Genomic DNA, 22,975 nt, shown 5'->3' with positions numbered 1-22,975 from the left:
ATTTTCTTCAATCCTAGCCTATTTCCATTTTACTTTTCAAGCGGGCTCCAAGGAAGGTTCCCTGGTGGTATTTAAATATAGGTTTTGAGGCTTACTGTGACCTGTTTTTTGTTTGCTCTCTCCTGGAACTAATTTTACAATCATTAGCAGCTGTAATGCGCATGGTAAAAGAGATCACCACTCCTATTTCTATGGAGATAAAAGATTCTAGAAGTTAGTTGTCGGCGGAATCGTGAGTATGAATATTATGCTCAAAAAAACACATCATTACGCAAGATCTAGGAATAGTTGTTCGAGAAATTGATGGAAGTATAAACGAGGTAAATTACATTGCATGGTACAATTTGCAAAATCTTTTTTTAAAATTGAGTAAAGCGGAGCGGAAGAAGAAGCTCAACAGGAAATGGCAAGAATTTAAGATTTTACAGGTCACGTCAAGATCGAATCTCTCTGGAAGCGTCGGCATGAAGAAAATGAACGGGTCAAAGAGCCTGAGATAATTTTTCCAAAGCTCATAAAAAATCCGGCTCAAGTATAACCTGAGCCGGATTTTTTTATTTCCCCAAAATAGCCATAAAAGTTTTAAAGATCAAGTAAAGAGAAAATACGATGATAGCAACAATTGCAATCCAGTTAAAAACGGGTATGAGGCTGGATAAGAATGTTCCGGCTAAAGGAACCCTTAATAATGCGAAACCGGCGATAATACCAGCGAGCAGCAGAAAAATGAATTTGTCCATTGTCATCTCCTCCTCTTTGTAGAGTGTATGAGTGAGCAGAACATTTATGTTCAAATTGTGAGAAAAAAGAAATATATACGTTATGTATTTTTCTCTATTAAACGAGTAAGATGTATGCTTCTTAAGGGAAATTATTCCTCGTAATGAAAAATATCCAGGTGCAGGCGCTTACATATTTTTACAACTTTCTGTATGAGGAAAAGAATACTGTCGACGAAATAAAACCAACAGTAAATTGATTAAAAAGGAGAGCGATGAACGATGGATATTCAAAAACAGCAGCAAAATGGCCAGCCAAACCAGACGCAGGAAAAGCAGCCGGGGATTGAATCCAAGATGGACCCTCGTCCGATTCAGCCGCTTAACTATAAAGGAAGCAATAAACTTGCCGGCCGTGTGGCATTGATTACAGGTGGCGACAGCGGAATTGGCCGGGCTGTAGCAATCGGCTACGCAAAAGAAGGCGCAAATCTCGCTATTAACTATCTTGAAGAGGAACAAAGCGATGCAGACGAGACGAAAAACCTGATTGAAAAAGAAGGGGTTCAGTGCCTGTTAATTCCTGGTGACGTGTCAGAGGAAGCGGTATGCAAAAATTTAATCGACCAAACGGTTGAGCACTTTGGCAAGCTCGATATTCTGATTAATAATGCAGCGATCCAATTTCCAACTGAAGATATTCAGGATATTTCATTTGAACAGTGGGATAAAACCTTTAAAACGAATATGTACTCTGTTTTTCACATGACAAAATTTGCGATCCCTCATTTAAAATAGGGAAGCTCCATTATTAATACAACGTCCATTAATCCATATGTAGGGAATCCTACTTTGATTGACTATACTTCTACAAAAGGTGCAATTGTCGGCTTCACACGCAGCATGGCAGCAAATCTTGTGGAAAAAGGTATTCGTGTAAATATGGTTGCACCAGGTCCGATCTGGACGCCATTAATTCCGTCTACGTTTGATGGAGAATCGGTGGCTGAATTCGGTCAAGACAATCCAATGGGACGCCCGGGACAGCCGGCTGAACTAATGGGGCCGTATGTACTGCTTGCTTCCGATGAAGGCTCTTATATGACAGGACAATGCATTCATGTCAACGGTGGCCAGTTCACATCATCTTAAGCTTGCAGAGGGGAAGGAGCCAAAAGTCCGTCCACCCAAAGGAGAGGAAGCGTATTTTACGGCAGCCCATGAAGTTGTGCTGACGGCCGGCGATCAATACACGATCCCTCCAAATACCAGACACTGGTTTCAGGCTGGAGAAGCAGGCGCCGTAACAGCTGAATATTCTTCTCCTAGCACAGACGGTCATGATGTATTTACCCATCCGGGAATTTAATGCGAAATCAGAACCCCCCTTCAATGGTGAAGGGGGGTTCGTTGTACTTCTCTTTCAAACTGCTGATAAAAATTCAAATCATTTATGGAAATTTAAACATGCTTTTTGTGAATAAGAAAGCAGGGGAATTCCAATATAAATGAAAAAAATGTAGAACACATTCAGAGAATCATAAATTACTGCGGAAAGAGCAGGGATAGTGAATTCAAAAGCGATGCTTCTATATATCTTTTTCCCATTTCTATTAGAATGCTCAATGATTTTAATTAGTATGAATTTATTTTTAACAGGGCACAATGGTTAAAAAAGGGTCAGGAGGATGTCTATGAGAAGGAACCGCTCGAACAATACATCCCCTTCTAAGCAAACAGACGGCAGCCTGGTCATCTCTAAAGATGTGGAACAAAACATCAATCAAATCAAACAATCTCTTGGGGAGCCATTTGACTTTACTAGTAAAATATATTCGTTTAAAAACACTGCTTTCGCTATCTGTTACATCGAGGGAATGATCAGTGTGGAAGACATTGAATTGAACGTGATTCTTCCACTGATGAAGTGGTTTAAAGAAAATGACGCTGCAGAAGACGTTTTAATTAAAGATTTTGAACAGCACATTCAAATTCCAAAAAAATTACAATTTACAACTGAATTCTCAGAAGTGCTTCAATTTCTTCTGAGAGGTCATGTCATTTTATTTGTTCATGCGGGAACAGAGGCGTATTTGATTTCAGATCAGCGCTGGGAAACGAGAAGCATTGAAGAACCAAGTTCTCAAACGATGGTCAGAGGACCGAGGGAAGGGTTTGTTGAAACGCTTTCGGTTAATGCGATGTTAATCAGAAGAAGGATTACGAATCCTAAATTAAGATTTAAAACATTTATCGTAGGTGAAGTCACCCAAACGACTGTCATCGTCACGTATATTGAAGGATTGGTGAACGAAGATGCTTTGAAAGTCGCCTTTCAGAGAATCACTGACTGTAAAGCGCAAGAGGTATTCGAAACGGGAATGCTGGAGGAAATGATTGAAGATAAGGGATATTCGCCTTTTCCTACCCTGGTAGATACCGAAAGACCGGATGTTGTCTGTTCGGCCCTTACTGAAGGCAAGTTAGCCATTATGATGGAAGGAACTCCTTTTGCTATAATCGGGCCGGCCACACTAATTTCGTATTTTCAGACCGCAGAGGATTATTACAATCGTTTTGATTTATCATCATTTTTACGTCTCATTCGTTTTGCCGCTTTTTGGATCGCCTTTGCGCTGCCAGCGACTTTTGTTGCACTTACAACGTACCATCAGGAATTAATTCCAACGGATCTGTTAATCAGCTTAGCTGCTCAGAGAGAGGGGCTTCCATTTCCAGCCCTCATGGAAGCGCTGATAATGGAAGCTGTTTTTGAAATTCTTAGAGAAGCCGGGATCCGTATGCCCAGACCAATCGGACCTGCTGTATCGATCGTTGGTGCCATTGTAATTGGAGAAGCCGCAGTTTCAGCGGGGTTAGTGTCTCCAGCTATCGTCATTGTCGTATCTCTTACAGCGATATCAAGCTTTGCCAACCCTTATTATTCCCTTGCAGGCTCAGTTCGTATGCTGCGCTTTTTATTAATCCTGTTCGCAGCTTCTGCAGGTATTTTCGGGATGTTTATCTTTACGATGATCATTTGCATCCATCTTGTTTCATTAAAATCATTGGGACAACCGTATATGGTTCCTTTCGCTCCTTTTTCTTTGAAAAAGCAGAAGGATACCCTTTTACGTTTTCCATTTTGGTGGAGCAAACGTAAAGAGGGAAGAAACGGGGGATGATTAAAATGAAATTTTACTCCATTATCTTTTTAACTAGTCTACTTCTCTTAGGGGGCTGCAGTGGGCGGAATGAGCTGAACGAGCTGCTGATTCTAACAGGAATGGGGGTAGATGTAGGAGAAAATAATACAGTCATCGTCACATTTCAAGCGGTAAACCCTAAAGCTCAAGCTGGCGGGGATGCTGGGGGAGGCGGAGCCAGTCAAGCTCAGAGCTATACCTTTGAAAGTGAAGGTGAAGATATCATTGAAGCCGTATTTAACGCAAGTGACATATTATCAAGAAAGCTGTTTTTTTCTCATATGTCTTCACTCCTCATTAGCGAAGAATTTGCGAGAGAACGTGGAATTCATGAAGTTTCCGATTTTCTTGAGAGGCATTATGAACTTAGAGATAGTTACTTACTTTTCATCATTAAAGAGACGACAGCTGCTGCAATATTAAATACATTTACACCGCTAGATACCTCCTCCACTAAAAATATAGAAAGTCTCACAAAAGTAACGGGAGGAACTCTAAGTTTAAAAGATGGTACTACACTTGAAAATACCATTAGATGGAGGTTCGGTGACGACAGGGATCCGGTGGTAATGGGGGTCGAAAAAGTAAATAAGCAGGAAAGCTCAACGAATACAGAAGTTTTGAATGAAATCGAAGGGAACAAAAGTTCACTGCGATTAACGGGATTAGCTTTATTTGATAAAGACTACTTAGTGGACTGGCTCTCAATGAAAGATTCGATTGCTTGGGCTATTGTTACCAAAGAATCAAAAGATGTAAAATCCTATATGGTGAAATGCCCTGATGGACAGGGAACCATAGGTTTTTTACTCAAAGAAATAGAAGTTAAAGCACAACCGAAGATCGTTGATGAACAATTGAATTATTCCATAGAATTAGAGGGACATATTAATTTACAAGGAATGGCCTGCACGATTAAATTATCCACTGAACAAGGAGTTAATGAATTACAAACCATCATTAACGAGGAAATGAAAAACACGATACAAACTGCCGTTACAAATGCCAAAGAATCCCAGTTGGATTATTATGGGATAAAGAACCTGTTATCCAAAAATCAACCCAATGAGTGGAAACAAATGAAGGACGACTGGAGTAGTTTGTATGAAAACATGGTGATTGAAATGGATGTAAACTTTTATCTGGAGTCTCCTGGTGCGAGGGTGGATAACAATGAAGGACAATAAACGAAAGCCGAAAGAAAAGCTTATTATCACCTGTGTATGGCTATTTTCCTTCGTCTATATGCTCGGTTATCTTTATAATCAGCCGGTCTTCCCTGTTACTGAAGGGCTTAAGGCTGTCTTTGAACCTATATACTACGACATGTTCGGAGGTTCATGATGAATACTCAAATCACAAAACGTCAATTGTTTATGATAGTTGTTGTTTTCATCATATTCAGCTCGATTATTATGGCGCCTGCCATCACCGTCATCGCAGCAAAACAAGATGGATGGATATCGATGCTGCTTGCTTTAATTATAGGGCTGATGTTGAACGCGCTTTATCTTTTCCTTTTAAAAAAGTATAACTATCCTTCATTATTCGAATTAATGAATCGAGCAGCAGGAAGATGGATTGGTACTTTAATAAACCTATTGATTATTTTTTACGCTCTCCACCTGGCTGCCTTGGTTCTAAGAAATTTAAGCAACTTTATGATAGCGAGCGTGATTCCCTACTCCAACCCTTGGGTGTATCAAATTCCAATTATCATCATTGTCATGTATTCAGCAGTTTTAGGCATGAAAAATTTGTTTCTATTGAATGATTTACTTTTCCCAATTGCCATTTTTCTCACGCTTTTTTCACTGATTTTAATAACCAAGGATTTCTCCTTCTTTGAACTTAAGCCCATCTTTCATTCAGCACCTTCAGAAGTTTTTCACGGTGCCTATAGCACCCTGGGCTTTCCTTTTATTGAAGTATTGATAATAGGTTCTTTTTTTCAATATGTGGAGAAAAAAGAAAAGCTGATGCGTACTTACTTATCTGGTATTGCTGCGGGCGGCCTATTATTAGTGATAACGGTATTTATCATCATTGGAAATGAGGGAGCCTATCTAGCATCAAGACAAACGTACCCAACGTTTTCAATCTTAAGGGATATTGATTTCCTTATAATTTTCGAAAGAGTTGAAATCCTGCTTGCCATCGCATGGTTGATCGGGTTGTTCTTCAAAATCGGTGTATGCTTTCTCGTGGTTATGATGGGACTAAAGCATGTATCAGGTTCCAAAACATACCGTCCCTATCTTATCCCAATTGGCATCTTAATTTGGGCAATGAGCAACCACCTTCACAAGACGGTGATGGACTTCGGTAACTTCGTAACGACAAGCTGGACGATGTACTGGTTTACTCTTTATTGTCTGGTCATAGTTGTTCTTCTAATCGGTTTAATTAGAAACAAACAAAAAAGCTTTAATTCTTAGGGGCAGCAGAAAAGTTAGGTCTATAACCATTTAAAATAAAAATCAGAAACAGCACTTGAATCCGATGAAACTTTAACAAAAGCTTCGGAGATTTGCAGGTGCTGTTTTTTCTTTTACAACGGTGAATTTAAGAGAATATAGCAAAAGAAAAAAGGGATTTTACCAGTTGTTAGGGAATAGAAGAAAAGACAATGATTAATGAGGAGGTTTCGTATGCGAAAGCTGTTTGAATACAACTGGCAGGTGCGTGAAGAGTGGTTTGATTGGTGTGAAACTGTTCCGGAGGAGGAGCTTTTAAAAGAAAGAACGGGAGGAATCGGCAGCATTTTGTATACTCTTTTTCATATTGTAGAAACAGAATACAGCTGGCTGCAGGAGCTGGAAGGAAATCCTGGAGTAGAGGAACCGCCTTTTGAAGAATACAGCAGTTTGGAGAAAGTCAGGAGATTATCAAATGAGTTTCACAAACATGTTGAGCCTTTTGTAAGAGAGTGGACAGCTGATATGGAGACGCTCAGGCTTAGGGTGCCGGATGAAGAAGATGAGGGCTTTACCTACGGAGAAGTAATGCGTCATGTGATTGCGCATGAAATTCATCATATCGGCCAGCTGTCCATCTGGTCGCGTGAGCTTGAACGTAAACCGGTATCGGCCAACCTGATTGGAAGAGGGCTGTTTGGAAAATAAATAAAAGAGCTGCAGTGTGAAAGTAAATACTTAGCAAGAGACTTAAGGAGGACAATGTGTTGTCAGGTTGGAAACAAGAGATGATCAGCACCACGCGTGGCAAATTTGAGGTATTCGTTAAAGGAAGAGGCGATCCTGTTTGTGTAACACACCATTATTCTGAGTTTAACGAGTCAGGGGATTATTTTGCGGACACCTTTTCAGATCAAAACAAAGTGTTTCTAGTAAACTTGAAAGAAGCAGGTAACTCTGACAAGGCAAAGAATCCACATGAGCTAAGTATAGTGGATGCTGTGTTGGATCTTGAAGAAATTAGGAAAGTGTATGGCTTTCCTTCATGGACGTTTGCCGGGCATTCAACGGGAGGAATGATCGGTGTTTTATATGGAATTCATTTTTCCCCTTCATTAACACGCCTGGTTCTTACAGGTGCTGCTGCGAGAAAATATACATCATCGAGTCAGTGTATTTATAATGAAAAACATCAGGATTTTAAACGAATGCAGGAGTTAATCGAGCAGTTAAAAGATAAAAACTTGGAAGATGCGGAAAGAAAAGCATTAACAAAGGAACGAACACAATTAAGTTTAGTGCTTCCTCAAAATTACGATTCGTATTTTGCCCAAAATATCACAAAAAAAATATCAGGAAGAAGATTAAACTTTTTTAGTAGAGAGCAGTTAATTTTTGATGTGACCCGGCAATTACACAGGGTTTCTGCAAAGACGACTATTCTATGCGGCAGACAGGATCTACAGTGCCCCGTAGAGTTTTCAATCGAAATGAGCGAGTTAATTCCATTTGCTGATATACATATATTTGAGCGGAGTGGACATTACCCATTTCTTGAAGAGAAAGATGCCTTTAAGGAAGTGGTAAAAAAGTATGCAGGTGCAGACAAAAGAATAGAGAGAAGGATCACAAAGTGAGCAAATTTTGGTTTTATTTTTGGATTATCGTTATTGCTATCATCGCCATTTTCACAGAAGAAATCGCAACAGTGATGATGCTGTTTTTGGTTTTGTTATCGTTGAATGCCATTCATGCTACGCTTGAGAATTTTTATGAAGATTGGAAGAGAAGGATTTAAAATGCGTTAACACAGGTAAAAAGTAGTAATGATAAAGCCCGAAACTTTAATGTTTCAGGCTTTTTGCTTATCTATTTCTGTTTAAACAGCTTAAGCCTCCATAAAAATATCCTGAAGAGACGGCTCTTCTACATGGACGCCGTATACGTCCACTTTACTCTGATTTAATGCACGTATAATTTCTGCGATCTTTTTTTCGCTGCTAACAGTTATAGAAAGACTTTGATCTTTCATTATCAGGTCTGTGCCCGCACCTTTTAGCCATTTTTTCAAAGTTTCCCTTCCTGAAGGCGAGATGGGAGAGTGTTTCATTTTCACGATCATGGTAGACCTGTAAAAGGATTTTAATTCATCCATAGTCCCGCATTTGATAATCAACCCTTCTCTCATGATGGCAACCCGCGTACAAATCTTTTCTACTTCATCCAGGTTATGAGAAGTCATAAAGATCGTTTTGCCTTGTTTCTGAAGAGAAAAGATTAATTTTTGAATGTGAATAACAGATTCTGCGTCAAGTCCGGATGTTGGCTCATCTAAAAAAAGCAGTTCAGGATCATGGATTATGGCTTGTGCAATCCCAAGCTTCTTTTTCATGCCAAAAGAATATTTCTTTGTTTTTTTGCGTACATGTTCATGCAGCCCCACAGACTTTAAAACCTCTATGCATTGTTCTTTGGACGCAGGATTTCCGGACAGATCCGAAAAAAACCGAAGATGGTCAACAGCTGACAAATTTTCGTAAAAAGTAGAGTAGTCAGGCATAACGCCGATTTTCTTTTTTGTTTCATTCCGATGTCCCCCTGCTCCAAGAATCGAAAAGGACCCGGAACTTTGATTGGCAATTCCCGTCATTATATTTATAAACGTCGACTTTCCTGCTCCGTTTCGTCCCAAAAACCCGAAAATCTCTCCTTTCTTGATTTGCAGGCTGATTCCTTTCAAAACAGCCGTCTTCCCATATGCCTTTTTAAGATCATTCGTTTCAATTGCAATCATTTAGCATTCTCTCCTTTTAAAAAGCTGAGTCGCAATACCGATTAAGGCAGCGGCTAACGGTAAAATAAATAAGTACGTCAGGTCATCCTTTGATAAGTAGTAAAAAGGCGTGATGAACTTGATCCAGCCAAACCAGCTATTGGAACCAAAGACCAGCCAAAAACTGATAATCGGAAAAGCGATGCCGACAATCACCCCTAAAAACATGGTAAAGGCGGGACGGCTGACGATGGTTGAAAGAAGAACAGTCAGAGCTATTTGATACGTAATCAGGCTCATCGTCTGACCTAAAATAAGAGGGCTGATCCGCTGGGAAAAAACACTGATTAATAGAAATGATGCGATTAAGCAAACTATCCAGAACAATAAAATTCCGAAAAACTTACCTGCTACAATAGAAGATTTAGAGGTTCTGGTGACTAAAAAACGGATGGTCCTCTCATGTGTTTCGCGGTTAATGGTATCGTGGGAGAGACCCGTCACAAACAACATACCGAATAATAAAATGAGAAGCATTAAGCCTGCAGAATAAATATTTTCCTGTTCAAAACTTGAAAGCTCTACTTCACTCAACAGGTTTCCGGAATATTTAGCTGAGTAAAAAGAGGTAAGGAATAGAATAGCGATGACGATGATAGACTTGATTGATTTAAATAAACTGAAAAACTCTCTCTTTGCGATTACATACATACATGGTTTCGTCCCTTCATCAAAGTAAACAGAAAAGGAGAAGAATGACTGAGTATGAGGTCCCTTCTTCTTTTCTCTTTTCCTAAGAATAGCATTCAATTCTTAAAGGAAACAAAGCGCTTCCTTAATTTTTCCTTAATTCCTTAAATTGAGAAAGATGGATGATAAAATAGATTAATAGAATCCTTAGATAGGGGCGTAATCATGCAGCACTCTCATTTACTGTTAGTAGACGATGAACAAGCGATTTTACATATGCTGAGTACTATTTTAAGAAAGGAAGGATTTACACAAATTGATACGGCATCCACAGCGGAAGAAGCGCTTGCATCCTGCAAAGTACATACGTACGATCTGATTTTTTTGGATGTTATGCTACCCGGCCGCAGCGGCTTTGAAATTTGCCCATTAATAAGAGAAACAACGAATGCACCCATTTTCTTTTTAACCGCACGCTCTACTGATCTGGATAAGCTTTCGGGCTTTGCACTTGGAGCAGATGATTATATTACAAAGCCGTTTAATCCCTTAGAAGTCGTAGCAAGAGTAAAGGCGCACCTTCGCCGTCACACAAGCAATACGACTGCACAACCTTCAAGGAAGGAATTTCATTTTGGGAGCCTTCATCTGGACACCTCTTCAGGCGAGGTTCGAAAAAAAGGTCGTCTGTTATCTCTCCCTGCTCAGGTGTATCAACTGTTGGTCTTCTTTTGCCAAAATCCCAACCAGCTTTTCAGTAAAGGACAATTATACGAACGAGTATGGGGAGAAGAATTTTTAGGAGAGGACAATACGGTAATGGTCCATGTTCGAAAACTGAGAGAAAAAATTGAAGATGACCCGGGACACCCAAACACGATTGTAACGGTCAGGGGACTGGGCTATAAGTTTGTGCCGAAAGCAGAACATCATGAGTCTTCATAAACATTTTCTTTTACAGTTTTTTTTACAGCTGATTTTTGTCTGTACAGTACTCGTTATTTTAACTATCGCCTTCTTTGGTTTAATTGGTTACAACGTAATGGAAGAAGAAATTATTGAAAACTTAAATGAAGCGGATCAAGATTATATTGCAAGTAATGTAAAGTCTATAGATGACAACGTAATTTTTGAGGAGAAAATAAAAGGGCTTGCAGACCTTCAGGATGGATGGCTTATGGCAGTCAGCTTAGAGGGTGAAGTGAAAGGCTCCTATCAATTATCAGAAAACAAAAGCACATTTTCAAAAAGTGAACTTGCATCCATGATGGCGCAGAATGAAGCAAATGCATTCTGGGAAATAAACGAAGATGATACAACGTATACAGTGCTTTTTGGAAAACGTCAAACGGCATCTAATTTGCTTGATTTAATTAGTAAAGAATGGGATCAAGGTGAACTAACTCTATCAAAAGAAAGTGAGGAACAACTGCAATTGCTTGGAGGATGGATTCAGGTTTTGGATGAAGGGGGAAACGAGGTTGATTTTGCTGGGGAAAAGGAACGAAACGTTTCCTATTCTCTTACTGAGCTTCTCTCCCTTGCAAAAAATGATCCTGAGACAGCTATATCCTATAACGAAGAAGCCGGACAAACACTCATCGTTGGTCTGCCGCCTTCAAAAGAGGGTGAAAGTGAAGAGAAGTTCATTAAACGTATGGGGATCGGTTTTCTCATATTTTCTTTTTTGGTGATGATGATCGTCATGATTGGAGCTTTTTGGTATGCCAGCAAATTTGCCGTACCTCTGCTCACGATCATGAAATGGATTCAAAATCTCGGAAGTGGGATTTTTGCCCAGCCAATGGATAGGCACCAGCGTTCTTTGCTGGAAAATAAAAAGGGCAAACTGAAAAGGAAGTACAGGTTATATAAGGAACTAATTACAACCCTTTCCTATCTGACGAGTACTTTAAAAGAAAATGAACAGCAGCGAAAAAGAATGACTCAGACCCGTGAGGAATGGATCAGCGGCCTTTCACATGATTTAAAGACGCCTCTGTCTTCGATCACTGGGTACGCACAGATGCTTCAGTCAGATCAGTATAGCTGGAACGAAAGTGAGGTTAGAGAATTCGCTGGAACCATGACCGAGAAATCAGCTTATATGATGAACCTCCTGGAGGATTTAACCTTGTCTTACCGCATTAAAAATCAGGCATTGAGTATTGCGAAAGAAAAAACTGATTTAAATGAGTTTGTACGCAGAACCATTATTCATTACATAAATGATCCTAATCATTATGACATCCACTTTACCTTTGAGCCTCAAAATGATGAGGCGAATGTCTTCCTAGATCCAAAGTGGTTTAGAAGAATCATGGATAATATTATCTCAAATGCCATTTCATATAATCCAAAGGGCACTACGATCAAGATCAGTGTGTCCCTTATAGATAAGCATCTGGCTGTGATTGTATTTGAAGATGATGGGGTTGGGATGGACCACCGCACGCTGGATCAGCTTTTTGAGCGATACTACCGCGGGACGAACACAAGTGACTCAGGAAACGGCAGCGGGTTGGGTATGGCAATTACTAAACAGCTCGTCAATCTTCATAACGGAACTATTAATGTCAAAAGCGAGCCAGGAAAAGGAACAACCGTCCGGATCATTTTGCCCGTTGGTGAGGAGCCGCGTGAAGCACTTGAGGCTTAAAAGATCGAATATTTATTCCGGAGTGAATCCTAACTGAAATTCAGGAGCGTTTATGTAGACCTTTCTTTAGTAATAAATGTAAAACATATATGATAAACAGTAAGAATAGATCCATGAGGAGGATTGGATGACGAAAAAAATCGTTATGATCGTTTTTGCAGGTTTAGTCGTTTTTGGTTTAGGGTTGGCAGCGGGTGTTTATTTAGTAGAGGATGAGGTGACGGCGGAGTGGTCGTTTGCGGAAGTGAATGCTGATACTACAGAAACAACCATTGCCTCAAGGTTTACAAATGGTGATCATTTAAACGAAGTAACCAATCTTACCTCGATATTTATGCAAGGTGAGCCTGTGGACGCGCACCCGGAAATTGGTGATGCTCAGCCGGATTATGTTGTCAGCTGGAACGACCCGTCTCGTAAGGTTAGAGTATTCACCTTTTATGTTTGGTTTTCAGAAGAGGGAGGCGTCTATGCCATTCGTCCATCTGATGAGACAGACGAGCCGAGGTACAAAGGATTGAATCAAATGGATGCAGAATTCATAAAAAAGATGGCGATTGAAGGCGCTTAAAGAAAAGAACAAAATGGGGCGGGGAGGTTGAAGAGTAAGTTTGTGTTGGTGCTGCTCACCATAAGTTTAGGAGTCAACCTTTTCATTTTTGGAAGATGGCTCATATTTGAACAATGGTTTGAAGCTACAGACGAAGAAAAAATTGTCTTGAGTGAAATGGTTCAAAAAACGGTGGAGAGTGAAGATTATAAGCGTTTGGCAGATAGTGAGGATGTTATTGCGATCAACACGGATATAAACAAGGTAAAGGGCGGGGTATTTCCCTATTATTTTAATGTGAGCGTACGCACAGATAAACAAACCTATCTTTTCAGCTGCAGTGATGAAGAATGCTCCGCAATGGAAGAATACGGGACAACCTACTCCATCTATAAAGATGAAAGTCCGCGTCTGCCGTTCAGTGAATAGAAATGAAATAAAATAAACGAGAAGGGCTTGAGGACATGGATGCACGGAAGGAAAAATTACAAGCGCATTGTGAAAAGGTCTTAGTTGAGTTAAAAAAGAATTATTGGAAAGAAGTCCAGTATGGGGGGACATTCAGTTCCGTGTGGAAGAGATATTCAGATGCAGTACATATCCTCAAATCAAACGGTTCAGTAAACGAAATTAACATTAGTCAATGGCTAAGACCCGTAGTCGATGAGTTAAGAGAATACCACAACCCCTTAATTGACGAAATGGATCAAGCGGAGACGCTTTATGACAGGCTCACTGAATAAGCCGGATATACGTAGAAATAGATACGGACAGAGGGATTCCATGGAAACATACGGAATATACAAAGGAAAGCAATATCCATTGGCACAAATAGACCAGCAGCTAATATTAAAGAGCACCAAAGAAGAGGCTGGATTTACGAAGTATGTGGATGTATCAGGAAAGGTACACGAAGATCTGTTTGTGAAAGAGTTTAAGAGAAAAGATCTAGAGAAGGTTTTTCAGTTAAACGATATGGCTTATTATAAAGGTGAAAAACTTGAGGTGTTAAATGTGATTAATGACGATACTGAAGAAATTGAATTGTTTACGATGGATAAACGTAAGGCTGAGAAACTCGGCTTTGTTCAACATGATAAATTATCTTTTAGGAAAACGGCAGCCAGAAAAGAAGTGGAGCTGATCAAGGAATATAAAGATATATAGTGCGTTGCAAGGAATGCAGGCAAACAAATTGACTAATCCCTTAATGCAGTTTAATATTTGATACATCAATAATTGATAGATCAATTAGTTGGAGGTGGATGCGATTGGCGGAAGAACGTGCTGGGAAAGAAAGTGTGCTGCTTCGGCTTCATGATATGAGTAAGCGGGTGGCGCCAAAGTTTGAGACGTGTATGGGAATCAGTCAGACGAGGCTTGCGATTTTGCAGCGATTAATGGAAGTGGATGAGATCAGTCAGAAGGATCTGCAGCAGCGTGTAAAGGTTGACCATGCGGCAGTAACACGTCATGTAAAGCAGATGGAGGAGCAGGGAACTGTTTCCCGTCACAAAAAAGCCGAAGACAATCGAGTTACCTTTGTTCGTTTAACAGATGAAGGGCGCAAGCGTATTGAGCATTATTGCGCGGAAAAAACGCATTTTATCAATCAATTATTTGAGGGAATTTCAGAGGAAGAATCTCATCAGCTGGACAAACTCCTTGAGAAGCTTCAGCACAACATAGAATTTATACAGAAACGGGAGATGAACTAAATGAATACAACGAAAGTAAACGACTTTAATGAAATTATTACAGGACGCCGTTCGGTCCGAAGCTACGATCCAACGGTCAAAATCAGCAAGGAAGAAATGAAGGAAATCCTGACAGAGGCTTCTTTGGCGCCGTCATCAGTGAATCTTCAGCCTTGGCGTTATCTTGTTATTGATTCACCAGAAGGCAAAGAAAAGCTTGCCCCAATCGCAAAATTTAATCAGTCACAGGTTGAAACATCCTCTGCTGTGATTGCTGTTTTTGCAGATATGAAAAGTGATGCGTATCTGGACGAAATCTATTCAAAAGCAGTAGAGAAAGGGGTTATGCCTGAGGATGTAAAAGAGCAGCAAACAACGGCCATCAGCGGCTATTTTAAAACGATGAGCTACGATCAGCTGAAAGAAATGAATTTAATTGACAGCGGACTTGTCTCCATGCAACTGATGCTGGTTGCACGTGCCCACGGCTACGATACAAACCCAATCGGCGGCTATGAAAAAGATAAAATTGCAGACACGTTTGGCATGGATAAAGAGCGCTACTATCCAGTGATGCTGATTTCGATCGGAAAGGCTGCGAACCCTGGCTACTCATCTGTGCGACTTGATGTAGACCAGATCACAGAGTGGGCGTAAACGATGATTATTACACATGTTCAATTTCAAATCATGCCCGAAAAAGAAAGTGAATTTCTGCAGGAAATCGCGTCTCTTATCGAAGCGTCGCGTAAAGAAGCTGGCAACCTTCAATATGAATTAGTGAAAAGCTTAGAACAGGACTTCACGTACACGATGATCGAAGTATGGGAGAACGAAGAAGCGGTTCAATCTCATAAAGAAAGCGGCCACTTCCAGGCATTCGTACAAAATGCACCAGCCTATCTTGCGGCACGATTAAAGGTAGAAAGCTATAAAGGAAGCTTAATTGAAAAGTAAACAAAAAACGATCGGACTTAGCGTCCGATCGTTTTTTCTGTTGATGATTTTCACCTTGTTATGTATATCTGACCTACTTACAAATCACATCTTTGCATTCTTCTTTACTTTTAGGAAAGCCTTCTTCTTCGCCGATCGAGCTAAATGAAAGCTCTCCCTGGCTGTCTGAGCTAATGCTTATGTTAAAACCTATCGTGTTCGCTCTTCCTTGGACAAAAATCCCACCCATCGGAGAATCCTCTACAGAGTCGATTTCAATCGTCTCTATTTCTTCATAATTCTTGTTTAAATAGTCTACAGCCATCGTTTCAGCTTCTTCGTATTGATCTTCGGAGTAATTATTTAAAATGGAACAACCTCCAAGAAGGCTAATGGCAGTTATAAGACATATCAATTTAATCCATCTCATGGGTGTTCCTCCATATAGGTAAGAAATGACGCTTTCTATCTCCAGTCTACAGCTGCAGCGGTTGAGCATAATAAAAGCACATAGTTACTTGCACACTTTATCAACACATTCAGGTTTCTTCTCTGGAAACCCTTCGTCTGAAGACAGTGCTCCAATGCTCATTTCTCCATCTTCTGTCGTGTCTATAAGCAAGGTGAATTCTGCATTGCTGATGGCTCCTATAACTTTAATACCGCCCATCTCAGCATCCTCTACCGATTCGATTTCCGGATTATCAGCATCCTGAAAGTTTTTAGACAGAAAATCAATCGTCATCTTTTCAGCATCACTATATTGATCGTCGCTATAAATGCGAGTATCAGCACATCCCGCTATCAGTAGTAAGAGCATTAATAAAGTAAAGTATTTTAAAAAGGACACGTCTGACCACTCCTCACTCATACCTAGGAGAACAAGTTATTTTTGCTACAAAAAAAGGTATGATAAAGAATTGCTGCTGAGGACTGCCTTCTAAAAGGTGATTCTGATTTCCTTCATATATCTTAACGAATAGGATTAACAGGTTTCTGCTTATCATTGAATTTGTATCGACGTGCTTCTGGAATGAGAGTTTGTTCAAAAAATATGTATACGAAGAATTTATCTAATCCATACCTTTTATGACTATTCACAGATCTCATTTATACATTCTTCTTTCGTTTCAGGAAATCCCTCTGATTTCATTATTCCCCCAAAGGATAGTTCTCCTTGATTGTCTGAGTCAACAGAAACACTAAATTCTATACCGTTAGCTGTGCCTCTTACGACAATTCCCCCCATTGGAGAATCTTCAGTTTCTTGAATCGTTACTTCTTTTATATTGTTGTGATTTTTATTAATAAAGTCATTTGCTATATTTTCAGCTTCTTTGTATTGATTATTAGAATAGTTATTAGTCATGGAGCAGCCTCCTAATAAAAAGAATATGAGAATGAAAATTACAGAGTATTTTGTTTTCAATTGGCAATCCTCCTTGCTTTTATTATACTATAAATAGGAAGTAGGTGAAATAAATGGATGGAGATTTGACTGAACGTATGTTAACTGACTTAGAATTAGGTCGGATTTCAATGTTTGCTTATGAAGATAACGGAGAAGTCCTTGAGCTTGCTATAGATGGAAAAATCGTAAAATGGGACATTGTAAACCAAGGCGAACTCAACGACTCCAAAACAGGTCTCCACGGCTATGTACTGGAAAAGGATGGACAGATGGTTGTCGCCTTTGAAGGGACGAAAGTGACGGACAATTTTGGCATTGATGTGGTTGAGGATCTCAATGGCATTGTCCTTGGACATCCCGATTATCCTCTTGAAGAATATGAAAGAAAATATATAGGTACGCCTTCTCAGGATGCTGCGATTGCATCAGGCTCGGCAAAGGTTTCAGGTGAAGGAACGATTATTTATTCTAATGATAACCAATTTGTATCAGCAAAAAAAGAGTTAAACAGGGTAGCGAAAGAGAATGGTTATAAAGATATGGATGAGATGGTTAAGTCGGTGGGAAAAGAAAACGTGACATTTACAGGTCATTCGCTCGGCGGAGGGCTGGCTGAATTTTTTGCAGTGGAATATGATGTTCAGGGTGTCAGCTTTGCTGCAGCTAATACATATAATCTTTTATCAGATGAAAAGAAAAAAAGAGTCGACGACGGAGCGTACAGGGAGCAGATTATTTCTTATGCCTTTCTGACCGATGCGGTGGGAACTTCGGTGGGGGGAGAACGGAAAAACGCACTGGGTTCAGTGTATTACATGAAAGAAGAATCCAATTACTCACTAAATCCCTTCAACAATCACGGACTGAAAAACTATCTGAATAAAGATCAGTTTGATGAAAATGGCTACTACCGCGGGGAAGTATTGATTGGAAAAGGAATAAGGACAGCGCTCTTGTTCTCTCCTTTATATTATAAAAATAATGGATACGGGAATTTTCCGATTGTGATTAAAACCGAATCAATGAAAAAATTAATTAAAGAGATGCAGCTGTTAATGATGGAACTCGAGAACGTGATAAAAGTAATGATTCAATTTCCGGACATGCACGATCAGACGATATCAGCTACGATTTCCTCGTTTATGGGTAAAGCCGGGACCGGTGCGTACAGTGAACTGACGGCTTCAGATGTCACAAACATCGTAAACGATTATGCCAGAAATCATGCATCACCTGCGCTTTTTTACAATGACAGTGAACATGAGAAGGCACTTGAAGAAGCAATGTTAGCGCTTGAAGATACAGAAGAACTAATCAGCAAAATGTATATGATGGCAGCTGACTTGAACAAAGCAGATCAGGTCGTAGCCAGATGGATGAACTAACTAGGGGAGGCGTCTGCCATGAGCATAATCGGTCCAGGTGGAATGAGTGAATATGAAGACGCGTTAAAAAAAGCACAGCTTCGCAGAGAACAATTAGAAGCGCTGGAAAAAGAAATCGTCAGCCGATTAGAAGAAGATGTAGCTGAAATTAAAAATTTCCTAAAGCAATGCGATTCCCTTGAAGAAAATTTCACAAAAAGCTTTCAGGTCCAGCAGGCCATCGAAACGGAATTTGACGGTCAAGCGAGAGAAGCACTTTTACTGAGATTCCAGGCCCATTACCGCTATTTATTCACAGCAGCAAATGAAATAAACCAGACAAAAGCCAGTGTTCAGCTTTATAAAGGCTGGTTCGGTTTTTGGTAGTTTGACGAATACACACCGTAATTACACTTCCCCCAATCCCCTCCCAATGCGCTAGCATTCATCATGAAAGCATCTTCACCATGACAGAAAAATTAATCCCTGTCTTCTAGGTTTTTTAAGTCGTCTTGTAAAATGTAATTTTATTCTATTAAGTTTGTGAAGTGGTGTACTTAAACTAACGAGGGAGGTTAGTTGAAGACCCAGTTGCGATATATCAATAAGTTTAATGGTTATGAAACTTCAAAAAGTGTATCAGTACATTATATAGAGGTGGGGATTTTTTGAAAAAAATAAAGGTCGCATATGTCCTTAACACGATTTTCAGTGGTTTAATCGCTATTCTCATATCTACTTTCTTTGCTGGTGGTACGATAGCAGAGAACTACACTGATGAGACTTGGGTAGCCCCAGAGTTTTTTGTGATTTTACCTATTTGGGTTTTAGGATTTCTACTAGGATTGTTTATGTATAAAAGTAAAAATCCAGGGAAATTTTTGTTTATATCTATTCTGATCACTTGGGCTTCCATTCCGCTTGGAGTGCAACTGGGATTTAGTCTAACTTCATAATATCCCTATGTCTTTAAAATCAGTTCTTAAAAAAAGGTGTGAATGCTCAACAAGAGTCGCTGCTTCTTTCACTAACGACGCAGGTTAATTCAATTAGGAACTTAGAAAGGATAAAAACTCACTTACTAAGTTCAGCTTTCTCTTTCAAAAAAATTATCTGAAAAGTGTAAATTCTACTGAAGTATTCCGTATATAAAGAAAGGAGGAAATCAAGTGTGTAGAAGAAATAAATATAAAACTTATTTCATATTCATTTTGGCTTGCTTACTGATATTTGGTTGCTCTAAGGGGGAAAGTAACGTTTCTAGTAATGCTGCCTCTCCTCCTGTATCCGACGAGAAAGCTGAGACACAAGCTGATGCAAATGAAGTGAAGGCGTCACAGGAAAAGAACATAGCATCAATAAGGGCTGTGCTTGAAACTGAATTAACCGTTCCAAACGAAAGTTACTTGCAAGTCCAACAAAATCTTTCCAATAAATATGACGAGATTTACGCAACTGATTCAGAAGAAACAGTCTATACGGCAGACCCAACCGAAGGTACTCCAGAGAGGGAAGCATATACGGAGTTCTTAAAACAAACATATGAACCTTACTTTACGGAGAACGGATTTGATTTTTACACTTCTGCTTTTGCTTTGACTTTCCATCACCTTGGAGGTCACCCTGAACCAGACTATGAAATCAGGATCCAGAACCTTAAAGTCGAGAAAAGCAATAACCCTCGAGCACCACTCGTATACAATTTTACTGTACTGATAGATTACATTCCAAAGAAGGGTGAACCGAAGCAATTTACCATGACCGGAAATGCCATTTGCCCAGAAGAAGGAAAAATTGGGGAATTGAACTTCAGGGATGATGGTGGACTCCAACAGTATATTATGGATAGTCAATTATAAATGCACTGTCCAAGTACGGTGTTTTTTGTATGCAAGTAAGGGACTTAGCCTGGCAAAAAATTTTATGCACTTATTGAGTAACATTTACAACATGCTGTTTCTTGCAGGGTCAGATCTGATTTACAGGGGATGCGCAACTATTACAAGCGTCTCAGACTCCCATCTAGCCACTGCAATGGGCGTTACAATTCTGTCTGTCATTGCGATTTGGGCTGTATTAATGAAAAAAGCGACTTCCGCGTTTAAATATATGCTGGCATCTACTCTTGCGATTATGGTTTATTTCGTATTGTCTTATCTGATTTTTATTAGTGAATGAGCTGAACCCTGGTTTAAAACACCAAGGTTTTTTGTATTCATGCGAGTGACATAACTTTTGGAAATGTGGGAAAGCTATCAGGTAGAAGCGTAGTGTCCGAGGGTCATTATACACAAGGAAGTGATGTCATATGGCGTTTGTCTGGTTTGTACTTGCTGCAGTCGTTACAATTTTTGCCGCGATGAAACTTTCTACATACGCAGACGTGATTAGTACAAAGACAGGGATGGGCGGACTGCTAGTAGGTACCCTTTTGCTTGCAGGTGCAACGTCTTTACCTGAAGTAACGACCAGTTTTTCAGCAGTATGGATTGGAAACAACGATATCGCAATCGGGAATCTGCTTGGATCAAATTTATTTAACGTGTTTATTATTGCCTGTTTTGACCTTTACTTTAGAAAGAAACAGCTGTTTTTACAGGCCAGTAACGATCATTTATTCACTGCAGGAATTGGCATGCTAATGACATTACTGATTATGATATCTTTAATCCTGCGTATTGACTATACAATTCTCGGATTTGGGATTGATTCACTGCTCATTGCAGCGATTTACCTTGCAAAAATACTGATTCTCGGACGTTTATCTCAAAATAGACAGACACTTACACAACATGAGGATCCGCTGCTAGCCAAAGTTGATTCTTCAGAAAAAATGATGTCTCTCAGATATGCTGTAATCGGATTTATCATTGCCGCGATTGTCATTATGGGTGCAGGGACAATGTTATCCATTATGGGCGATCAGATCGCCGTGATTACAGGACTCGGCTCTAGCTTTATCGGAAGCTTTCTTGTGGCGGCTGCTACCTCCTTTCCTGAAGCAGTGTCTGTATTAGTGGCTTTACGTCTGAAAAACATCAACCTTGCTGTGGGGTCAATCCTTGGAAGCAACATTTTTAATATCTTTATCATTGCAGGTGCTGATGCAGTTTATAGAGAGGGTTCGATCATGTCATCTGTTTCAAGCTCTCACTTAACGACCGCAATCGGTATTTTTATTCTTTCAGGCATTCTGACGTATGCGATTTTGAGGAAAAAAGCAGCATCCGGCTTTAAGTACATGTTGCCATCACTGCTTGCAATAGTTGTCTATTTCGTCTCATCATATCTGATTTTTATGAATAGCTGAGCAGTCGATTTAAAAAAGACGGGACATAAAAATGTCCCGGTCTTTTTGTATCTATTACTGATTTGAGTTGTTTTTAAAGTTACCTACGCTGTCCTGCACATTAGTTTTTTTTATCCTTCTTAAGATAGTAGTTGGCTATGGAATGATTTTGTAGTTTATAGTGTTATAGGGGGAATTGCTTATTTTGAAGCTGAACAGGAAGCTCGTTCACCTCCAAGATTTTTATTGAAAAGGAAAATGTAAGGTAATTTCTTGTTAAGCTAACGGATAGCATTACTTCAATAAACAATGATTGCTCTTCTTATTGATGTATTATAGTGGCATGGTATTTTAAAAAGGCCGTGATGAAATAATTAGGTTTCTATACAATAGAGATAATGAGTATTACTGGACGACGTTATATGTTATGGACCTGGAGACATATTTGACTGAAGTTAATAAATGTTTGTAACTCTTCATACTTTTAAACTTTCTGCTCATCCCCCGTATCTTTTCGTTTTCATCATTCGTTTATAAAGTAGAGACGTGCTGAAGGAGTGATTGTGATGCAGAACAACCGTGTGCATGGAGTAGTGGATTTACTGACGGAGGAAGAATTTCAAGCGCTTTATTCGAAGCTGCAGCGATATTGTCAGGGATTAGCAAGGAATCAATGGGATAGTGAGGATTTAATGCAGAATGCGTTGATGAAGCTATGGCTCCACTATGCGAACCAATCTTTGGTTCCAACTGCTTTAGTGAATAAGATGGCACGCAATGAATGGATTGATACAATTCGAAAACGCAGCAAAGAAATCCTGGAAGCAGATCTAGAAGAAAAGTTTCTGGATGATCCGATCAACAAAATTGAGGATCGTTTCGAGATCACTCAAAAATTGATAAGACACTTAACGCCGAAGCAAGTTGTTATGTATGTCTTGAAAGAGGGATTCCGTTATCAGCTCAGTGAAATTGCGGACATCTTTTCGACCACGGAGACAGCTGTAAAATCAACCATTCATCGAGCCAAACAACGCTTGATGAAACAGCAGAATGAAGAGGGCAGCCCGCTCATTGATCTTTATTGGGAGGAAGAGGAACGTGAGCGTGTTGAACACCTTCTTCACCTCTCATTTAAGAAACAGGATCCAACGGTTTTAATCGAATCTATTCCGTTCCTACACTCCTTAGTTAAAAACTCTATGCACCGCACAAAAGCTCACTCTCGTTCCTCAAGCACTGTTCTTATGGCGGCGTAATAGAT

At 39.7% G+C, this 22,975-nt stretch carries 29 protein-coding genes and 2 pseudogenes; 25 read left to right on the top strand and 6 right to left on the bottom strand.

The features are described from left to right. Nucleotides 1-554: 554 nt before the first annotated feature. Nucleotides 555-740 carry a hypothetical protein gene (locus P6709_RS10225; protein ID WP_278240822.1) on the bottom strand — a complete coding sequence of 62 codons (186 nt, stop codon included), beginning with the start codon at nucleotides 738-740 and terminating at the stop codon, nucleotides 555-557. Between the two features lie 261 nt (nucleotides 741-1,001). Between P6709_RS10225 and P6709_RS10220 the strand changes: the two are divergent. The 9 genes and pseudogenes from P6709_RS10220 (at nucleotide 1,002) to P6709_RS10180 (ending at nucleotide 8,140) form a co-directional block, all read left to right on the top strand. Next, nucleotides 1,002-1,871, top strand: a pseudogene (locus P6709_RS10220) (SDR family oxidoreductase). Between the two features lie 19 nt (nucleotides 1,872-1,890). Continuing rightward, nucleotides 1,891-2,088: pseudogene (locus tag P6709_RS10215) on the top strand (D-lyxose/D-mannose family sugar isomerase); the annotation flags it as partial. Between the two features lie 325 nt (nucleotides 2,089-2,413). Then, nucleotides 2,414-3,904: a spore germination protein gene (locus P6709_RS10210; RefSeq protein ID WP_278240821.1), complete on the top strand. Its 1,491-nt coding sequence runs from the start codon at nucleotides 2,414-2,416 to the stop codon at nucleotides 3,902-3,904. After that, the gene (locus P6709_RS10205; protein WP_278240820.1) at nucleotides 3,901-5,112 is read left to right on the top strand and encodes a Ger(x)C family spore germination protein; all 1,212 of its coding nucleotides are present in this window, start codon (nucleotides 3,901-3,903) and stop codon (nucleotides 5,110-5,112) included. Before P6709_RS10210 ends, P6709_RS10205 begins: the two co-directional genes overlap by 4 nt. After that, complete coding sequence (locus tag P6709_RS10200; RefSeq protein ID WP_278240819.1) at nucleotides 5,099-5,269, top strand: hypothetical protein; 171 nt, start codon at nucleotides 5,099-5,101, stop codon at nucleotides 5,267-5,269. Before P6709_RS10205 ends, P6709_RS10200 begins: the two co-directional genes overlap by 14 nt. After that, the gene (locus tag P6709_RS10195; RefSeq protein ID WP_278240818.1) at nucleotides 5,269-6,363 is read left to right on the top strand and encodes a GerAB/ArcD/ProY family transporter; all 1,095 of its coding nucleotides are present in this window, start codon (nucleotides 5,269-5,271) and stop codon (nucleotides 6,361-6,363) included. Before P6709_RS10200 ends, P6709_RS10195 begins: the two co-directional genes overlap by 1 nt. 213 nt (nucleotides 6,364-6,576) lie before the next feature. Next, nucleotides 6,577-7,050: a DinB family protein gene (locus P6709_RS10190; protein ID WP_278240817.1), complete on the top strand. Its 474-nt coding sequence runs from the start codon at nucleotides 6,577-6,579 to the stop codon at nucleotides 7,048-7,050. 59 nt (nucleotides 7,051-7,109) lie between these two features. Next, on the top strand, nucleotides 7,110-7,979 hold the full coding sequence (locus P6709_RS10185) for an alpha/beta fold hydrolase (protein ID WP_278240816.1): 870 nt from the start codon (nucleotides 7,110-7,112) through the stop codon (nucleotides 7,977-7,979). Then, nucleotides 7,976-8,140: a hypothetical protein gene (locus P6709_RS10180; protein WP_278240815.1), complete on the top strand. Its 165-nt coding sequence runs from the start codon at nucleotides 7,976-7,978 to the stop codon at nucleotides 8,138-8,140. Before P6709_RS10185 ends, P6709_RS10180 begins: the two co-directional genes overlap by 4 nt. Before the next feature lie 90 nt (nucleotides 8,141-8,230). Here P6709_RS10180 and P6709_RS10175 read toward each other — a convergent pair whose 3' ends face one another. Further along, complete coding sequence (locus P6709_RS10175; RefSeq protein WP_278240814.1) at nucleotides 8,231-9,136, bottom strand: ABC transporter ATP-binding protein; 906 nt, start codon at nucleotides 9,134-9,136, stop codon at nucleotides 8,231-8,233. Beyond that, nucleotides 9,137-9,826, bottom strand: coding sequence for an ABC transporter permease (locus P6709_RS10170; RefSeq protein ID WP_278240813.1), 690 nt, complete (start codon nucleotides 9,824-9,826; stop codon nucleotides 9,137-9,139). Between the two features lie 204 nt (nucleotides 9,827-10,030). On the opposite strand from P6709_RS10170, the gene P6709_RS10165 reads away from it, so the two are divergent. The 9 genes from P6709_RS10165 (at nucleotide 10,031) to P6709_RS10125 (ending at nucleotide 15,668) form a co-directional block, all read left to right on the top strand. Next, nucleotides 10,031-10,750 carry a response regulator transcription factor gene (locus P6709_RS10165; RefSeq protein ID WP_278240812.1) on the top strand — a complete coding sequence of 240 codons (720 nt, stop codon included), beginning with the start codon at nucleotides 10,031-10,033 and terminating at the stop codon, nucleotides 10,748-10,750. Then, a complete protein-coding gene (locus tag P6709_RS10160) occupies nucleotides 10,737-12,464 on the top strand; it encodes a sensor histidine kinase (protein ID WP_278240811.1) in 1,728 nt (575 codons plus the stop codon). Before P6709_RS10165 ends, P6709_RS10160 begins: the two co-directional genes overlap by 14 nt. Before the next feature lie 127 nt (nucleotides 12,465-12,591). Further along, the gene (locus tag P6709_RS10155; RefSeq protein ID WP_278240810.1) at nucleotides 12,592-13,035 is read left to right on the top strand and encodes a hypothetical protein; all 444 of its coding nucleotides are present in this window, start codon (nucleotides 12,592-12,594) and stop codon (nucleotides 13,033-13,035) included. Nucleotides 13,036-13,062: 27 nt separating this feature from the next. Next, nucleotides 13,063-13,443, top strand: a complete 381-nt coding sequence (locus P6709_RS10150) for a hypothetical protein (protein WP_278240809.1) — start codon at nucleotides 13,063-13,065, stop codon at nucleotides 13,441-13,443. Nucleotides 13,444-13,478: 35 nt separating this feature from the next. Next, nucleotides 13,479-13,757, top strand: coding sequence for a hypothetical protein (locus P6709_RS10145; protein WP_278240808.1), 279 nt, complete (start codon nucleotides 13,479-13,481; stop codon nucleotides 13,755-13,757). Then, the gene (locus tag P6709_RS10140) at nucleotides 13,738-14,181 is read left to right on the top strand and encodes a hypothetical protein (RefSeq protein WP_278240807.1); all 444 of its coding nucleotides are present in this window, start codon (nucleotides 13,738-13,740) and stop codon (nucleotides 14,179-14,181) included. Before P6709_RS10145 ends, P6709_RS10140 begins: the two co-directional genes overlap by 20 nt. A 155-nt stretch (nucleotides 14,182-14,336) precedes the next feature. Next, a complete protein-coding gene (locus tag P6709_RS10135; RefSeq protein WP_278241063.1) occupies nucleotides 14,337-14,732 on the top strand; it encodes a MarR family winged helix-turn-helix transcriptional regulator in 396 nt (131 codons plus the stop codon). Then, on the top strand, nucleotides 14,733-15,368 hold the full coding sequence (locus P6709_RS10130) for a nitroreductase family protein (protein WP_278240806.1): 636 nt from the start codon (nucleotides 14,733-14,735) through the stop codon (nucleotides 15,366-15,368). A 3-nt stretch (nucleotides 15,369-15,371) separates the two neighbouring features. After that, on the top strand, nucleotides 15,372-15,668 hold the full coding sequence (locus P6709_RS10125; protein WP_278240805.1) for a putative quinol monooxygenase: 297 nt from the start codon (nucleotides 15,372-15,374) through the stop codon (nucleotides 15,666-15,668). A gap of 73 nt (nucleotides 15,669-15,741) precedes the next feature. Here P6709_RS10125 and P6709_RS10120 read toward each other — a convergent pair whose 3' ends face one another. The 3 genes from P6709_RS10120 to P6709_RS10110 all read right to left on the bottom strand — a co-directional run bounded on the left by P6709_RS10120 (nucleotide 15,742) and on the right by P6709_RS10110 (nucleotide 17,016). Further along, nucleotides 15,742-16,077 (bottom strand): hypothetical protein, encoded by a 336-nt coding sequence (locus P6709_RS10120; protein ID WP_278240804.1) that lies wholly within the window; start codon nucleotides 16,075-16,077, stop codon nucleotides 15,742-15,744. An 84-nt stretch (nucleotides 16,078-16,161) separates the two neighbouring features. Further along, entirely contained in the window at nucleotides 16,162-16,497 is a 336-nt protein-coding gene (locus P6709_RS10115; RefSeq protein WP_278240803.1) for a hypothetical protein, read from the bottom strand. A 243-nt stretch (nucleotides 16,498-16,740) separates the two neighbouring features. Next, nucleotides 16,741-17,016, bottom strand: a complete 276-nt coding sequence (locus P6709_RS10110; protein WP_278240802.1) for a hypothetical protein — start codon at nucleotides 17,014-17,016, stop codon at nucleotides 16,741-16,743. 113 nt (nucleotides 17,017-17,129) lie between these two features. On the opposite strand from P6709_RS10110, the gene P6709_RS10105 reads away from it, so the two are divergent. From P6709_RS10105 to P6709_RS10075, 7 genes are all read left to right on the top strand, one after another. After that, complete coding sequence (locus P6709_RS10105) at nucleotides 17,130-18,443, top strand: lipase family protein (protein ID WP_278240801.1); 1,314 nt, start codon at nucleotides 17,130-17,132, stop codon at nucleotides 18,441-18,443. A gap of 18 nt (nucleotides 18,444-18,461) precedes the next feature. After that, entirely contained in the window at nucleotides 18,462-18,809 is a 348-nt protein-coding gene (locus P6709_RS10100; protein ID WP_278240800.1) for a hypothetical protein, read from the top strand. 281 nt (nucleotides 18,810-19,090) lie between these two features. Then, a complete protein-coding gene (locus tag P6709_RS10095) occupies nucleotides 19,091-19,378 on the top strand; it encodes a hypothetical protein (RefSeq protein ID WP_278240799.1) in 288 nt (95 codons plus the stop codon). A gap of 213 nt (nucleotides 19,379-19,591) precedes the next feature. Next, entirely contained in the window at nucleotides 19,592-20,281 is a 690-nt protein-coding gene (locus tag P6709_RS10090) for a hypothetical protein (RefSeq protein WP_278240798.1), read from the top strand. Between the two features lie 64 nt (nucleotides 20,282-20,345). Continuing rightward, nucleotides 20,346-20,600: a hypothetical protein gene (locus P6709_RS10085; RefSeq protein ID WP_278240797.1), complete on the top strand. Its 255-nt coding sequence runs from the start codon at nucleotides 20,346-20,348 to the stop codon at nucleotides 20,598-20,600. A 130-nt stretch (nucleotides 20,601-20,730) separates the two neighbouring features. Next, nucleotides 20,731-21,732, top strand: a complete 1,002-nt coding sequence (locus P6709_RS10080; RefSeq protein ID WP_278240796.1) for a sodium:calcium antiporter — start codon at nucleotides 20,731-20,733, stop codon at nucleotides 21,730-21,732. A gap of 545 nt (nucleotides 21,733-22,277) precedes the next feature. Further along, entirely contained in the window at nucleotides 22,278-22,970 is a 693-nt protein-coding gene (locus P6709_RS10075) for a sigma-70 family RNA polymerase sigma factor (RefSeq protein WP_278240795.1), read from the top strand. The last annotated feature ends 5 nt before the right edge of the window (nucleotides 22,971-22,975 follow it).

Origin of the sequence: Jeotgalibacillus sp. ET6 (genome assembly GCF_029667115.1) — a bacterium.
GTDB lineage: Bacteria > Bacillota > Bacilli > Bacillales > Jeotgalibacillaceae > Jeotgalibacillus.
This window is presented reverse-complemented; position numbering and strand designations above follow the sequence as displayed.